Genomic DNA, 15,544 nt, shown 5'->3' on the forward strand with positions numbered 1-15,544 from the left:
CCTTAATTCTGATAAAATGACCTATTTTTCTTATGGAACTTGTCGAGCCCAAAAAAATTCAACATGAAAAAATAACCGATTATTATTGTGTTTCTTGACAGAGGTTGAAAATAAGCTAAAACCAATGCGATCAAGGAGTTTAACAATGGACTTTTCTCGGTTCCATATCGATCGGTTTTCGAGCTGCAATTGCGGCTTTGATGACTGCTGCGCATCCTTGACAATTATTGGCCACAAAAAAACGACAAAGAAAATTATCTGACGTCCCTTGGCCAACCTGCTCTCTCCCGGGTGCGGCCCGGGGGGTAAGCCTGACGGCCGCCGGGCTTCTTCACAAAACACGGAGAGAGACAGGAGTTCTGATTAAATGGGTTTTAAGGTTGCTGTTGTAGGTGCCACGGGAAATGTTGGACGAGAAATGCTCAATATTCTCGAAGAGCGCGGTTTTCCGGCTGATGAAGTTGTACCACTCGCCTCGCATCGGTCATTGGGAACAGAAGTTTCCTTCGGTGACAAAACACTGAAGGTCAAAGTTCTTGATAATTACGATTTTTCCGACACAGATATTTGCCTGATGTCGGCCGGTGGCAATGTTTCCAAAGAATGGGCACCGAAAATCGGCGCGGCCGGCGCTGTCGTTATCGATAATTCTTCGGCCTGGCGTTACGATATTGATGTTCCGCTCATTGTTCCGGAAGTCAATCCGGATGCAATCGACGGCTTCAAAACACATAATATTATTGCCAATCCGAACTGTTCGACAGCCCAGCTTCTGGTTGCTCTAAAGCCGTTGCACGATGCCGCAACCATCAAGCGTGTTGTGGTTGCAACCTATCAATCGGTTTCGGGTGCCGGAAAGGCCGGAATGGACGAGCTTTTCGAGCAATCGCGCGCGGTTTTTGTGGCAGACCCTATTACGGTGCGCAAATTCACCAAGCGTATTGCTTTCAACGTTATTCCCCATATCGACGTATTCATGGAAGACGGCTACACCAAAGAAGAATGGAAAATGGTTGCCGAAACCAAGAAAATGCTCGACCCGAAAATCAAGCTTACGGCTACTGCCGTTCGTGTTCCGGTTTTCATCGGCCATGGCGAGGCAGTCAATGTCGAGTTTGAAAAACCCATCAGTGCCGATGAAGCACGCGAAATCCTGCGTAACGCTCCAGGCTGTCAGGTTGTCGACAAGCATGAGGATGGCGGCTATATGACACCTTATGAATCAGCCGGAGAAGATGACACCTTTGTCAGCCGTATCCGCGAGGATATCACGGTTGAAAATGGCCTGTCTTTCTGGGTTGTTGCCGATAATTTGCGCAAAGGTGCAGCGCTTAATGCGGTGCAGATTGCCGAACTTCTGATCGCCCGCAATCTGATTACACCTAAAAAAGCCAAAGCATAAACGCTTGTCAGCTAAAGCAATATTTTGACTTTGCGAGCTTTAAAGCCGTTTTGAAAAGGAAAATGCCCCTGTCGAGACTTCTCGCAGGGGTGTTTTTTAAGACTAAATTATCATTCGATAATGAGAGCTATTTACTTCGGTTTCAAACATAAAACAGGAATGAGCACCGTCATGAATCCTGCAGAAGCTAAAAGCCTAAAAAACTAATAAAGCACTTGGCCGCAATTTTTTCGGCTTCTATGGAAGCGTTTTTAAGCACACATACGGTCTCGTGATTGAATGGCAGATTTCGGACAGGAACACATATCGCAAGATTCCAGCGACTCATGAAAACTGACGAAGATGGAGAAAAAATTGCAGTGAAACTACGTTTTCAGGAATGAATTGCATTTGAAAGATAATCTAAAACCATTTTAAATAACAAAAAGGCGGCGAATCGGCCTTTTTTACCAAAAGATAGTTTTTTATCTTTGCAACATTCATGATTGTATATAAAACAAAATAAAGAAAACCATGCAGAAATACCGGTCTATCTTCCGGTAATATGTGGAGGCAAAAATGATACGTGCTGTTGCACAGGCTATACTAGATTGTGCCGGTTATATCACCGCACTTTTTATTCCTGAAGACGCAACGAATTTTGACTTCATCCGCATGGGCGTCGCATTAATGATGTTGATTTTCTTCTCGATTTTGTGCTGGCTGCTACCCCAACTTTTCCATAAAGGCAAGCGCTCTCGCTGATATACGAAAAAATTATTTCCATTTATTTGGCTTTTTATAAAAAAATCATCCTGCTACATAACTGATATCTATTGAAAATGTTGCTTGGTTTTTATACCACTTCCGGTAAAACTGATCGGCATATTGGTTAGAAAATCTTGGGCCCTGTTAGAACCGGCATTCAGAATTTTTAAAACCAATGAATGAACGGAAATTTTTCAGCCTATGTTTTGAGATGAAACATTCTGAAAATTAACATGAAGGGTTTCAATAATGTTTCTTGATAAAATCAAAAGACGTACAGTTCTCGGGCTTGCTTTTTCTTTTGCCGCTTTTGCAAGTGTTTCAGCTTTTGCACCGGTTCTCGCTCATGCCGAAGATAAAACAAGTATCAAGCTTGGAACAATGGAAGGTGAAGAATCGGAAGTCTGGAAGGTTGCCGCTCAGGAAGCCAAAAAACAGGGCCTAAACATTGATCTTGTTTTTTTCTCCGATTATGCCTTGCCAAATGAAGCGGTCAATGCCGGTGATATTGACGCAAATTCATTCCAGCATAAGCCCTATCTCGACGCACAAGTCGAACAGCGCGGATACAAGCTTTCGGTCGTAGGCTATACAGTGCTTTTCCCGATGGGTGTCTATTCCCACAAAATCAAAGACTTGAAAGACCTTCGTGACGGTGCTGTCGTCGGCGTTCCCAATGACCCGTCAAATGGCGGTCGCGCCTTGCGGCTTTTGAACGATATGGGTTTTATCAAGCTCAAAGACCCGAAGAATGTTCTTGCCTCCAAACTTGATATTGTCGAAAACCCCAAAAAACTCGAAATTCGCGAGCTTGATGCCGGTATGCTCGGTCGTGCCATTGATGATTTCGACATTGCCATTGTCAATACCAACTGGGCTTTGACCACTGGCCTCAAACCCGATAAAGATGCGATTGCCTGGGAAAAGTCCGAAAACAACCCCTATAACAATATTATTGTCGTACGTACCGCCGATAAAGACGAGCCATGGGTGAAAAAACTCGTTGCTGCCTATAATTCGGAACCGGTTCGCGCAAAAATCAAGGAAGTGTTTGGCGTAACTGCCCAGCCATTATGGTAAATTCAAACATGGGTTCAGCATCCGAACCAATCATATCACTTAAAAATATCAGCCGCCGTTTTTCCCAAACGGCGGCCGTTGACCATTTGTCACTCGATATTGAAAAAGGCGAAATTCTTGGAATTATCGGGCGCAGCGGCGCCGGTAAATCCACGCTTATCCGCTGTCTCAATGGTCTTGAACGTATTGATGAAGGACAAATCTTCTTTGAAGGCCATGACGTTTCGCATTTGAGCGAAAGCGAATGGGCGCCCTATCGTCAACGCATCAGCATGATTTTCCAGCATTTCAACCTGTTGTCATCGAAACGTGTGATCGACAATATCGCATTGCCGCTAAAGCTTGCCGGTGTTCCGAAGGAAAAACGCCGCGAACGGGCGATGGAACTTATCGAGCTTGTGAGCCTCAAAGGTAAAGAGCTGCATTTTCCGGCCGAGCTTTCCGGTGGGCAAAAACAGCGCGTCGGCATTGCCAGAGCATTGGCGGCAAATCCGAAAGTGCTCCTATCCGACGAGGCAACCTCGGCACTCGATCCGGAAACAACCCAATCCATTCTTGAATTGATTGCCGATATCAATAAAAGGCTCAACCTCACCGTCGTTCTGATTACCCACGAAATGGAAGTTGTAAGCTCCATTGCCAACAGGGTTGTTGTGCTGAACAAGGGAAAAATTGTCGAAGAAGGTCGGGTAAGAGATATTTTTGCCTCTCCGCAAGATGACACCACCATTGCGATGCTGCGCATTGTGACACCGCAATTACCGGCCGAATTTGCCAAAAGGTTGAAGCCCGAAGGGGATGAAGCCGTTATCGAGCTCAATATTGCCGGTGACGTGGCAAGAGAGCCATTCCTGCATTTGATAGAATATGAAAGCGGATTGATCCCGCGCATTCTTCACGGCGGCATTGATACGATTCAGGGTGAACCGGTCGGCCGTTTCTTTTTAGGCCTTCCGGCAAAAGACAAAGACAAACTTGACAAGGCGGTTTCCTGGCTTATCAAGCATGGCCGCTATTGCGAGGTTCTCGGTTATGTATGATGTACTTTCAAAAGAATTGCCGAAAGCAATTATAGACACCATCATCATGACGGTGAGTTCTTCTCTTATGGCGCTCATTCTGGGACTGCCGATCGGCCTTATCCTTTATATGACCGCAAAGGGAAGCCTGTTTCCAAAGGAAAATCTCAACAGGTTACTGAGCTTCCTTGTCAATTGTGTGCGCGCCATTCCGTTCATCATTTTTGCTTTCTATCTTCTTCCTGTAACGCGCATTGTTGTTGGAACCGGTGTCGGCATCAGATCGGTTATCTTTGTGCTGATATTATCGGCGACACCGCTCTATGCGCGTTTGGCAGAACTGTCATTTCGCGGGGTTGACAAGGGACTCGTCGAAGCTATCCGCTCGATGGGCGCTTCACGGATGCAAATTGTTACCAATGTCATCGTACCGGAATCATTTTCAAGCCTTGTGACCGGCTTTACTGTGATGGTTATTTCAATTATCAGTGCAACGTCGCTTGCCGGTTTTCTGGGAGGTGGCGGCCTTGGTGATATGGCTATCCGCTATGGTTACCAGCGCTATAATCCGGAGATTATGAACATCGTTATCGGTGTTCTGATTGTCATGAATCTGGTTGTGCAATCCTGCGGTGACCGGTTGGCCCGCAAGCTTGACCACTCGAAACGTTAGCCATTTCACTTGGAAAAGGGGAGGAAGAATGATGAAAGATACTAAAAGCCGGATAACAAAATTTGTGTCTGTGGCTCCAATTGCCACTTTAATTGCCGCTTCCATGCTGCTTTCCGGCTGTGGCGGACGCGATGCCCATCCGGTCGCTTTGACCAATCCGAACGACAGTGTCATGGATTGTGCGGGTATTTCTCGTGAATTCCACGCCAATGAGCGCCAGATTAAAGCAGTCATCCATGAGCGCACAAATGCACAAGGAAAGAATGTTGCATTGGGGGCAGCCGGTATTTTCTTCTTTCCTGCGTGGTTTTTCATGGATCCGAAATCGCCGGAAAGAGTGGAAATCGATGCATTGCGCAATCGTAACGGCGTGTTACAGGATATTGCCCACACCAAAAACTGCGCTCCCATGCAATCGGAATTGACAGAAGCCTATAAGCAATTGGACAGCCAAAAAGCGGCTAAGCCCCAAAAGAAATAAACGGAAAACAAATTGGTTAAAAATAAAAGGCCGGTTAAACCGGCTTTTTGTTTTTATTGCACTCGTATTTGCTCACGATTGCCCATAATGTTTTGCTATCGGAATGCAACAAAACGGGCAAAAGAACAAAACGCCGACTTTACAAATTGAAATTCGTCTTTTCCTGAAACTATGACCGTTTTCATCACGGTCTGAAAAGTTTCGGGACGCATACAAGCGCGCCCGAAGACACGCTTTAGCGCGTGCCTATCCGCCTTTCCGGTTTCTTTTGCGTTTATCCCGATTGTCGCTTTCAAACCTTTAACATGAAAACGTTTTGATTAACGGAGACCTTCACAAGCTCTGATAAACAAGACAAATGCCTCTCGGCACAAAAGCCGGAAAGCACAGCCCTTCCCGATGATGATTGGGTGCAAGGCCTTGTCCAATCATGAAAAGCCTTGGCCGATACTGGTTTATTGCTCTTTTCGAAACAGGTAATTTCTGTCAAATCGCGTTTATTCAAAGTTCGGCAAAGAGAGCATCTTGCAAACTTCCTCGCCTGCCCTCTTTGCCTCTCGACGTTTGATAGCATTTGCGCAATTTTAATGGCGTTTGCGCAATGCTTCTGCAAGAGCCGAACCGAAACTACCCTCTTCGGAAACCGGCTTTTTATTTTTCATATTACGCGATTGATTGCGTCCCGAATTTTCCGAAGACGCTGCTTTTGCGCGACTATCCGGATTGTCGGGTTGTTTTTTCATACTTAACGAGATGCGTTTGCGTGCTGGATCAACATCAAGCACTGTCACAGAAACAATATCTCCGGCTTTCACCACTTTATGCGGATCACTCACATAAGAGTCGGCAAGTTGCGAAATATGGACAAGCCCGTCCTGATGCACGCCTATATCGACAAATGCTCCAAAATTCGCGACATTGGTCACGGTTCCTTCAAGCTTCATCCCCGGTTTGAGGTCCGAAATTTCGTCAACACCTTCGGCAAAAGTTGCGGTTTTGAATTCCGGCCGCGGATCACGTCCGGGTTTTTCCAATTCGCTCAAAATATCTTTAATGGTCGGCAGGCCGAACCGCTCGTCAATAAATGTTTTCGGGTCAAGTTTTTTCAAAGCAGCGCTATCGCCCATCAATGACCGCAAGTCACAGCCACACGCGGCGACAATTTTTCGTGCAACACTATAGGCCTCAGGATGCACTGCCGAAGCATCAAGCGGTTCGTCGCCATTCCGGATACGCAAGAAACCTGCGCATTGCTCGAATGTTTTTGCACCGAGGCGTGGTACCGACTTCAACCCGTTACGATTTTTGAACGGGCCATTTTCATCGCGATAAGCAACAATTGCATCGGCCAATGATGCACCCACTCCCGAAACACGGGCAAGCAGAGAGGCCGAAGCGGTGTTAAGGTCAACGCCAACGGCATTCACCGCATCTTCGACAACACCGTCTAACGCCCGCATCAACTCGAACTGGTCGACATCATGCTGATATTGCCCGACACCGATAGATTTCGGTTCGATTTTAACCAATTCGGCAAGCGGATCCTGCAAACGCCGGGCGATTGAAACTGCCCCGCGCAGTGACACATCAAGATCGGGAAATTCGTTGGCCGCAAGTTCGGAAGCCGAATAGACAGAAGCACCGGCTTCCGAAACAATGACTTTTGTCGGACGGGGTGCTGGCATCTGTTTCAACAAATCGCCAACAAGTTTTTCTGTCTCGCGGCTTGCTGTCCCGTTGCCGATAGCGATGAGATCAACCTGATGTTTTTTAATGAGAGCGGCAAGCACCGCCTCTGCACCGCGAACATCATTTTTCGGCGGGAATGGATAGATGGTTGCGGTTTCCTTGAGTTTTCCGGTTTTATCGACCACTGCAACCTTGACACCGGTGCGGATACCCGGATCAAGCCCCATTGTTGCCCTTTCACCCGCCGGTGCAGCCAATAAAAGTGCTTTAAGATTAAGGGCAAAAACAGAAATTGCTTCTTCATCGGCTCGCTCATGCAAATCGCGCATCAAGTCAAGCGAAAGATGTAAAGATAGCTTTACCCGCCATGCCCATACAGCGACACTCACAAGAAAAATATCTCCGGGGAGCTGATTGCCGATTTTGTAGGCCTGTTTAATCAGCTTTATGACCGGTTTTTCGCCATTTGGAATATCCTCGTCGACTTCAATATCGACATTCAGGATTTCTTCGTTACGCCCGCGAAACATTGCCAGTGCGCGATGGCTTGGCACAGTCGACCATTTTTCGCTATGGTCAAAATAATCGGAAAATTTCGCGCCTTCCTGCTCTTTACCGGCAACAACCTTGGCATGGATAAAGGCATGTGATTGCATATAGTGACGTAAATTTCCGATGAGTTCGGCATTTTCCGCCATGGTTTCCGAAATAATATCGCGAGCACCGTCAAGAGCAGCTTTGACATCGGAAATTTTGTCATTGATATAATCTTTGGCAAGAAGCTCCGGCTCTTCCTTGCGGTTTTTCAAAATTTCCTCCGCAAGCGGCAATAATCCGTTTTCTTTGGCAATTTCGGCACGGGTACGCCGCTTCGGCTTGAACGGCAGATAAAGGTCTTCCAATTCAGCCTTCGAGCTTGCTTTCCTTAAAGATTCTTCCAGTTCCGGACTAAGCTTGTTCTGCTCGCGAATTGCTTGAATAATCGCTTCGCGACGTGCTTCCATTTCACGAAGATAAATGAGCCGTTCCGATAACAGGCGCAATTGGCCATCATCAAGGCCACCGGTTACTTCCTTGCGATAGCGGGCAATGAAGGGAATGGTTGCCCCCTCGTCAATGAGGCCGATGGCGGCAGCAACCTGAGATTGACTTGCCTTGATGTCGCCAGCAATTGTTTGGCAGATTGATTGCGCAATTGTAGTCATTCTATTTACCAGATTCTTTCAATTTCAAGGAGAGATTACGGATTGCAAACCGGAACGCAACCGCAATTCTTCCCCTCATAAAAATTAATCAAGCCCTTTTTAATCGGGCCGGTTCACCTTATGTTTAAATTTGCAGCCATTATGAAAGGGGCTTTTCATGACATCACTTTTTGACCCGATCAAGGCAGGAGACCTTGTTTTAAAAAACCGCATTGCCATGGCGCCGTTGACTCGCGCTCGCTCGCCCAATGCAACACCCAATGATTTGAATGTTGTCTATTATCGTCAACGTTCGACCGCCGGCCTTATCGTCTCTGAAGGTACGGCCATTTCACAACAGGGACAAGGCAATATCGACGTTCCGGGCCTTTACGAAAAAGCCCAGCTTGCCGGCTGGAAAAAAGTAACCGATGCCGTTCATGAAGAAGGCGGCAAAATTGTTGCCCAGCTTTGGCACACGGGACGTATTTCCCACAGTTCATTGCAACCTGCAGGCAAACCGCCTGTTGCCCCTTCCGCCCTTCAGGCAAAAGCCCGAACCTATATTAAAGACAAGAATGGTCAGGGTGAATTTGTACAAACATCGACACCACGTGCATTGGACGCATCCGAAATTCCCGGCATTATCGACGATTATCGTAAAGCCGCACGCAATGCTGTCGATATTGCCGGTTTTGACGGCGTGGAAATTCACTCGGCCAATGGCTATTTGCTTGACCAGTTCCTGCGCTCCGAATCGAACCACCGCACCGACGAATTCGGCGGTTCGATTGAAAATCGTTGCCGTTTTCCGCTCCTTGTTGCCGAAGCCGTTGCAAAAGAAATCGGCGGTGGCAGAACAGGTATCCGCATTTCTCCGGTGACACCTGCCAATGATGCCCATGATCCGGACCCGCAGCCGCTTTTCGATTTTTATGTTGATGCTTTGGCAGCCTATGAGCTTGCTTTCATCCACCTGATCGAAGGTGCCACAGGAGGCGACCGCAATTATACGGAAGCCGATTATGCCTTCGACTATAAGCGTTTGAAACACGTCTATCGCGATGCCGGTGGCAATGGCGCGTGGATGGTCAATAATGGCTATACCGCCGAAATGGCTGAAAAAGCTGTCGGGTCGGGCTATGCCGATATTGTGTCTTTCGGCCGTCCGTTTATTGCCAATCCCGATCTTGTCCGCCGTATCAAAGAGCATGCTCCATGGAACGAGGTCGACCAGACAACACTCTATGGCGGCAATGAAAAAGGCTATACCGATTACCCGACTTTGGGCTGATTGGTTCAAGCCTTTCAATTAAAAAACCACCTGCGCGCAGCAGGTGGTTTTATTTTTATTAAAAACTTATTCTCCGGCTCTTAGGCAGAAATATCGATAATACCAGCTTCCCCGCTTTCTGAGCCGAATGCCAGCCGATAGCCCTTATCATCCCAGGCCATGGTTGAAATGGCACCTTTTCCGGGACGGCGCAAAAGTACTTCTTTCGCATCGGCAAAGCGGATGAACAAAATCATGCCGTCATTAAAACCGGCAGCAACAATGTCTTCTTCCGGATGGCAGCACACGCATGTGACCATGGCATCGGCACGGGTGCCAAGTTCAAGGGGTGCTTTTCCCATCGGGCCGTCTTTCGCCTGAAACGGCCAGACAATGGCAGCCGGAGCGCCGGAAGTCGCAAGCCATTTGCCTTTCGCACTCCATGACCAACTCTTGACCTTTGCCGGATAGCCGCTCATGCGCAAATGCTGTTCGTCACTCAACCGCCATCCATGCAAGGCATTTTCCTGCATCGACGAAATGACATAACGGCCATCGGGCGAAAATGTAACGGCAAAATGTGCGCCCTTCCATGTAAGGTCGGTGGGCTTTGTGTCGGCACCTAGCCAATGCAATGTCACACCATTATATCGTGCCACAGCAAATCTTAGACCCTTTGGTGCGAAAGCAAGATCTTCAACACTACGCTCGTGATCGAACTCCTGAAGCCCCTTGCCACCATCAGCCCATGCCGTGCGTGAAAAAGCAAAGGCGTAAGAATTGTCGGGACCGGCTGCAACCGAGGTGATCCACTTTTTTTCATGGCGGGCAAGCTCGCTACACTGAAGAGCACTGGTTGTCCGGCAAATCCGGCCATCTTCACCGCCGGTAATAATCGATTTCTTGTCTCTTGATAAAGCAACAGAGGCAATCCCTTCATGTGCCTCGACCACTTTTTGTTTTTCGCCAAGCAGGGTAATTTCACCATTTGCTGTCACAAAGACCGGCTGGTCATCCAAAAACCCCGCCAACAGGCAATAGCTGTCGAGGTCACAATGTGCAATTGTCGGCATAGGTTCCTCTCAAAACTCAGGCACACTTCTCGAAACCGGCTTTGAGCTTTTCGGCATCAAGTTTACGGCCGATAAAGACCAGACGGCTTTCATGCTTTTCGCCTTCTTTCCATGGTCTCTGGCTGTCGCCTTCCAAAATCATATGGACACCTTGCACAACATAACGGTCTTTATCGCCTTTGAATGCGATAATGCCTTTAAGTCTCAAAATATCCGGCCCCTGTGTTTGGGTAATCTGCTGGATCCACGGGAAAAACTTGCCCGGATCAAGTTCGCCTGCACGTAACGAAACCGATTTCACCGTTACATCATGAAGGGCTGCTCCATGGACATGCTCGTCCCCGTCATGGTGGTGATGCTCGTGGTCATGATGATGATGGTGGTGATGGTCATGATCGTGATCATGGTCGCATTCAGGCCCGCATACATGCTCTTCCTCTTCCTCGTCATGATCGAGAAAATGCGGGTCATTTTCAAGCGCACGGCTTAAATCGAATGCACCGCGATCAAGCACTTCGTTCAAATCGACATTGGAACGTTGGGTGCGAAAGATAACAGCAGAAGGATTGATTGCGCGTATTGTTGCTTCGACATCGGCAAGTTCCTGCGGGCTGACAAGATCGGTCTTGTTCAAAAGGACAACATCGGCAAAAGCAATCTGGTCTTCCGCTTCACGACTGTCTTTCAACTCTAACGGCAAATGTTTTGCGTCGACCAGCGCCACAACAGCATCGAGTTGCGATTTTGCCCTGACATCATCATCCATGAAAAATGTCTGTGCAACAGGAACCGGATCGGCAAGACCGGTGGTTTCGATAATGATACCGTCAAACCGGCCGGGACGTCGCATCAAACCGTCGACAACACGGACAAGGTCGCCGCGCACTGTGCAGCAGATACAACCATTATTCATCTCGTAAATTTCTTCGTCGGATTCGACAATCAGATCATTGTCGATGCCGATCTCGCCGAATTCATTGACAATGACAGCGTAATGTTTGCCGTGATTTTCTGTCAGAATCCGGTTGAGAAGCGTTGTCTTTCCTGCCCCCAGATAACCGGTCAGAACAGTTACCGGAATTTTGCGGGGAGTGTTTTCAGTCTCGCTCATAGCATGACCTTTCAAATGACGGGAATTTTTACTGTTGTCGATATAAGCAATGTCGCTAACAATTTCTAGCTTTGGAAAAGAGGCTTTCTAGGAGAGTTCGTCAATATCAAAAGCGAACATATCCTCAACAAGGCCGCGAAAACCTTCGATTGCGTGATCGAATATCGCTTTTCCTGCCTCTCTATTTGCGGCAAGTGCATTTCCGGCCGCACCCAATCTATTGATATCCGCCATTTTCCAGCCGAAAGGAAATGGCCCATAAGCCCGGAGATATTTGAATTTTTCTTGTAATTTTTTTTGCCAGTTGGAAAATTTTTGTGCTTTTTCCATATTGACGGTGTCGGGCGCAAGATAAAGCATAAGTGACGTTTCAATAAAGCCGGCATGAATATCAAGGGCTTTTTCCTCGACCGTCATCAAACCTTCCGGCAGGCCGAAGCGTCCCCAACTGGTCGCTACAGCAAGCATTTTGAAGCGACAACGCAATTCGGTGATGACAATATTCATCAATGGCGAATTGCCACCATGAGCGTTGAGAACGAGAATTTTTTTTATTCCCTTTTTATAACAATCGGCACCAATCGAAATCCAACGGTCAATAGCTTGTGAATATTCCAATGTTTTTGTAAACGGCCGACCTTTATGTTCGATTGAATAGCCGATAGATTCAACCTCCAGTGGAGTCAAACGTTTCGGGGCGGTTGGAAACAAAGATGCAAGACGTTCAGCAAAAGCCCCGGCAATGACAGCATCCGTCGTCGGTGACAAATGAGGACCATGATATTCATGGGCACCCAAAGGCAAAATTGCTATTATTTGATCTTCTTTTTTCACTATTTTAATCCTTATCGAATTATTTTTATTTGGCTATACACAGATTTTGTTGCCCTTACATGTTATAGATAAATTCACCATTTTGTGAAAATTAACGAATCAGGTTGATATACTAGACAAGTGAATCGTTATTTCTTCCAAAAACGTCTTCGGGGAGACAAAGATATAATGCCAGACAAAACTCGGATACCAGCGTTAGAGATCGTCCAATCAACAGCAAGAATGATGAAGACCTTATTGGCTCGTCGTCTTTATGAATTTGGTTTATATGCCGGTCAAGATAGAATAATTTTGTTGTTGGCGATGAAAGACGGGCAATCGCCCGGAAGCCTGGCCAAACGCTTGGGCGTAAAACTTCCTACAGTCACAAAAACGATAGCGCGTCTTCAGGAACAAGGTTTTGTTACCAAACGTGGATCACACAAAGACCAGCGCAAATTTCATATTTTTCTTACGAAAGACGGCCATAATATTGTCGACCTCATCGAAAGGGCACTTGAAGAGACCGAGCGGGAAGTGACCGGTGGTCTTGATGAACAAGAGCAATTTACTTTGCTGACCCTCATGGACAGAATCCATAAAAATCTTGAGCAGCAACAATCACTTTTAACCGATACATACCGATGAACATGCCGGCCGATGAACATGCCGACATTATTTAAAAACCGGCTGGCACAAAACTAATAGTCGAATTTCACTTGATTATCGGGAGGTGGAAAAACAAAATTTTCCACCTCTTTCAAATGATCGACTTTTAAATAATCGATAAAACGGCGAAGCGAATTTTAAAAAATACACTGTTTTCCCTTATTCCAATGAATTGTTCATTGAACAAAACAGTTTAAAATGACTATAGTTTCCTTTAAAATAGACGTTTATCAATCACTCCTGAAGCTTGGCGACTTTTCTCGAACCAATCGGGGAAATTCCCGTTCTTCCGATTTGACGGTTTAAACGCTAAAATTTAATTCATTTTCGAGGAATAATGAGCATTGGCGCAAAAAATTAAACTTTCCACGATTGCTGATGCGTTAAATGTTTCGACAGCCACAGTTTCGTTGGCACTGCGTGACAGCCCGCTGGTAGCAGATGATACACGTGAAAAAATCAAGGATTACGCCCGTAATATCGGCTATATCTATAACCGCCGTGCAGCAAGTTTGCGCACATCGCGCTCCGGCATTGTGGGGGTTGTTGTCCACGACATTATGAATCCGTTTTTTGCCGAAATATTGCGCTCGATCGAGACGGAACTCGACCGTTCACGGCAAACTTTCATCCTTTCCAACCATTATGACCAGTTGGACAAGCAACGCAATTTTCTGGAAACGCTTCTTCAGCTCGGAGCTGATGGCGTTATCATGTCACCGGCAATCGGAACCCCTGCAAAAGACATTGAAATGGCACAAAATAACGGTTTGCCTGTTGTCTTTGTTGCGCGCCATGTTGAAGGAGTGGACGTACCGGTGTTTCGCGGCGACGATACTTACGGCATTTCTCTTGCCACCAACCATCTCATTTCTCTCGGGCATAAATGCATCGCTATGGTTGGCGGTACAGATTACACCTCGACCGGACATGACCGTTATGAAGGCTATCGCCATGCCATGCAACTTGCCGGACTCGAGGTCAAACCGGAATGGCGCCTTGAAGGACCTCGGACAAAACAGGCAGGTTTCGAGATAGCACCGCAATTTCTGGCTCTCAAAGATAAACCGACTGCTGCCGTCTGTTTCAATGACCTTGCCGCAATCGGCTTGATGAACGGAATTGCCCGTGCCGGCCTTGTTGCAGGGCGGGATATTTCTGTGACCGGCTATGATGATCTTGAGGAAGCCGAAATTGCCACACCCTCGCTCACCACAGTCTGGAACGGTCAGAGGGAAGTGGGAAGGCGTGCAGCGCGTGCTCTCCTTGACCTTTTAAACGGCATCGAAGTCAAAAATGGCCATGATCTCATTAAACCGGAATTGCGCATTCGCCAATCAACCGGTCGCATGGTACCGAGAAAAATCTGAAAACTTTAAATTTTGATATCCTGTCATTCTGACATCATAAGCGGGGTTTCGTTTTTTAACTGTTTTCTCTTTTTCCGAAATACGCTTTTTCAAGACACCTGTTTTTTGAGGGTAGCTGTTTTTTCACGGCACGGTTTTTTCAAGACGCTGATCTTTATGTTGATGCACTGCCTCGCCGAATGCTTTAAATATCTTGTTTGATGGTATATCGCTTGTTGCCCAATATTCGGGATGCCATTGGACGCCAAGTGCAAAGCCTTTTGCATCCTTCACACTGACAGCTTCTATTGTGCCATCGGGAGCTGTTGCTTCGGCAACAAGATGTGGCGCCAGCTTGTTGATTCCCTGTTGGTGAACAGAATTCACCATGATTTCGCCAGTTCCTACAATTTTTGCAAGCACCGTATTTTCGTTCACTCGAACCGGTTGCCTGATGGCAAACTTTTTATCACTGTCACTTTTATCATTGGCTCTATGATCGAGCTTTCCGGGTATTTTTTGTAGCGCCGGTGAAAGTGTTCCTCCAAGAGCGACATTGAGTTCCTGTATTCCGCGACAAATGGCAAGAAGCGGCAAACCTTGCCTGATTGCTGCATCAATGAGAAAAAAAGATGTTTCGTCTCGGGCAAAATCGAACGGTTCGTGGTCGGCGGTTGCTTTTTCACCATAACGTGCCGGATTTACATTGGATTTTGCGCCGGTGATGAGAACACCGTCAACCACCGCAAGGATAGACTGGACATCGGCTCCGGCCCCAAGCGATGGCACGATAAGGGGGGCAACATCGGCCACTTTCGACGCGGCTTCAAGATATTGCTGAGGTGCACCATGCCAGACATAACCGTCAAAAGCGGGGCAATCGGCAGGTACCGCAATAAGCGGTTTTAAATGTTCAGCCATTTGTGTTCCCTTTTATATTATCGGATCAATATTTAAGGAAAACAAGCTTTTGTCAAATGA

General features: G+C 46.9%; 14 protein-coding genes. 9 read left to right on the plus strand and 5 right to left on the minus strand.

The annotated features are described in order from the left end of the window. Positions 1–367 precede the first annotated feature (367 nt). The 6 genes from H3S82_RS10675 to H3S82_RS10700 all read left to right on the plus strand — a co-directional run bounded on the left by H3S82_RS10675 (position 368) and on the right by H3S82_RS10700 (position 5,402). Complete coding sequence (locus tag H3S82_RS10675; protein ID WP_198233012.1) at positions 368–1,402, plus strand: aspartate-semialdehyde dehydrogenase; 1,035 nt, start codon at positions 368–370, stop codon at positions 1,400–1,402. Between the two features lie 558 nt (positions 1,403–1,960). Continuing rightward, positions 1,961–2,146, plus strand: a complete 186-nt coding sequence (locus H3S82_RS10680) for a hypothetical protein (protein WP_198233011.1) — start codon at positions 1,961–1,963, stop codon at positions 2,144–2,146. Between the two features lie 252 nt (positions 2,147–2,398). After that, positions 2,399–3,229, plus strand: coding sequence for a MetQ/NlpA family ABC transporter substrate-binding protein (locus H3S82_RS10685; RefSeq protein WP_198233010.1), 831 nt, complete (start codon positions 2,399–2,401; stop codon positions 3,227–3,229). Between the two features lie 8 nt (positions 3,230–3,237). Further along, positions 3,238–4,269, plus strand: a complete 1,032-nt coding sequence (locus tag H3S82_RS10690) for a methionine ABC transporter ATP-binding protein (RefSeq protein ID WP_198233009.1) — start codon at positions 3,238–3,240, stop codon at positions 4,267–4,269. Continuing rightward, positions 4,262–4,921, plus strand: coding sequence for a methionine ABC transporter permease (locus tag H3S82_RS10695; RefSeq protein WP_198225891.1), 660 nt, complete (start codon positions 4,262–4,264; stop codon positions 4,919–4,921). Before H3S82_RS10690 ends, H3S82_RS10695 begins: the two co-directional genes overlap by 8 nt. Positions 4,922–4,949: 28 nt before the next feature. Next, positions 4,950–5,402 carry a hypothetical protein gene (locus H3S82_RS10700; RefSeq protein WP_198233008.1) on the plus strand — a complete coding sequence of 151 codons (453 nt, stop codon included), beginning with the start codon at positions 4,950–4,952 and terminating at the stop codon, positions 5,400–5,402. Positions 5,403–5,986: 584 nt separating this feature from the next. On the opposite strand, the gene H3S82_RS10705 is transcribed toward H3S82_RS10700, so the two are convergent. Beyond that, positions 5,987–8,296: a Tex family protein gene (locus tag H3S82_RS10705; protein WP_198233007.1), complete on the minus strand. Its 2,310-nt coding sequence runs from the start codon at positions 8,294–8,296 to the stop codon at positions 5,987–5,989. Positions 8,297–8,453: 157 nt separating this feature from the next. Here H3S82_RS10705 and H3S82_RS10710 point away from each other — a divergent pair, with 157 nt between their 5' ends. Continuing rightward, a complete protein-coding gene (locus tag H3S82_RS10710) occupies positions 8,454–9,569 on the plus strand; it encodes an alkene reductase (RefSeq protein WP_198233006.1) in 1,116 nt (371 codons plus the stop codon). A gap of 80 nt (positions 9,570–9,649) precedes the next feature. Here H3S82_RS10710 and H3S82_RS10715 read toward each other — a convergent pair whose 3' ends face one another. The 3 genes from H3S82_RS10715 to H3S82_RS10725 form a co-directional block, all read right to left on the minus strand. Next, a complete protein-coding gene (locus H3S82_RS10715) occupies positions 9,650–10,621 on the minus strand; it encodes a WD40 repeat domain-containing protein (RefSeq protein WP_198233005.1) in 972 nt (323 codons plus the stop codon). Between the two features lie 16 nt (positions 10,622–10,637). Beyond that, positions 10,638–11,732 carry a GTP-binding protein gene (locus H3S82_RS10720; protein ID WP_077972754.1) on the minus strand — a complete coding sequence of 365 codons (1,095 nt, stop codon included), beginning with the start codon at positions 11,730–11,732 and terminating at the stop codon, positions 10,638–10,640. Between the two features lie 87 nt (positions 11,733–11,819). After that, positions 11,820–12,566: a creatininase family protein gene (locus H3S82_RS10725; RefSeq protein ID WP_198233004.1), complete on the minus strand. Its 747-nt coding sequence runs from the start codon at positions 12,564–12,566 to the stop codon at positions 11,820–11,822. 168 nt (positions 12,567–12,734) lie between these two features. Here H3S82_RS10725 and H3S82_RS10730 point away from each other — a divergent pair, with 168 nt between their 5' ends. After that, a complete protein-coding gene (locus H3S82_RS10730) occupies positions 12,735–13,193 on the plus strand; it encodes a MarR family winged helix-turn-helix transcriptional regulator (RefSeq protein ID WP_077972764.1) in 459 nt (152 codons plus the stop codon). Positions 13,194–13,558: 365 nt separating this feature from the next. Beyond that, positions 13,559–14,584, plus strand: a complete 1,026-nt coding sequence (locus tag H3S82_RS10735) for a LacI family DNA-binding transcriptional regulator (protein ID WP_077972766.1) — start codon at positions 13,559–13,561, stop codon at positions 14,582–14,584. Positions 14,585–14,707: 123 nt separating this feature from the next. Here the strand turns inward: H3S82_RS10735 and H3S82_RS10740 are convergent, their stop codons facing one another. After that, a complete protein-coding gene (locus H3S82_RS10740) occupies positions 14,708–15,484 on the minus strand; it encodes a gamma-glutamyl-gamma-aminobutyrate hydrolase family protein (protein ID WP_198233003.1) in 777 nt (258 codons plus the stop codon). Positions 15,485–15,544: the final 60 nt, after the last annotated feature.

The organism is Bartonella sp. M0192 (genome assembly GCF_016102305.1).
In the GTDB taxonomy this organism is placed as follows: Bacteria; Pseudomonadota; Alphaproteobacteria; order Rhizobiales; family Rhizobiaceae; genus Bartonella; species Bartonella apihabitans.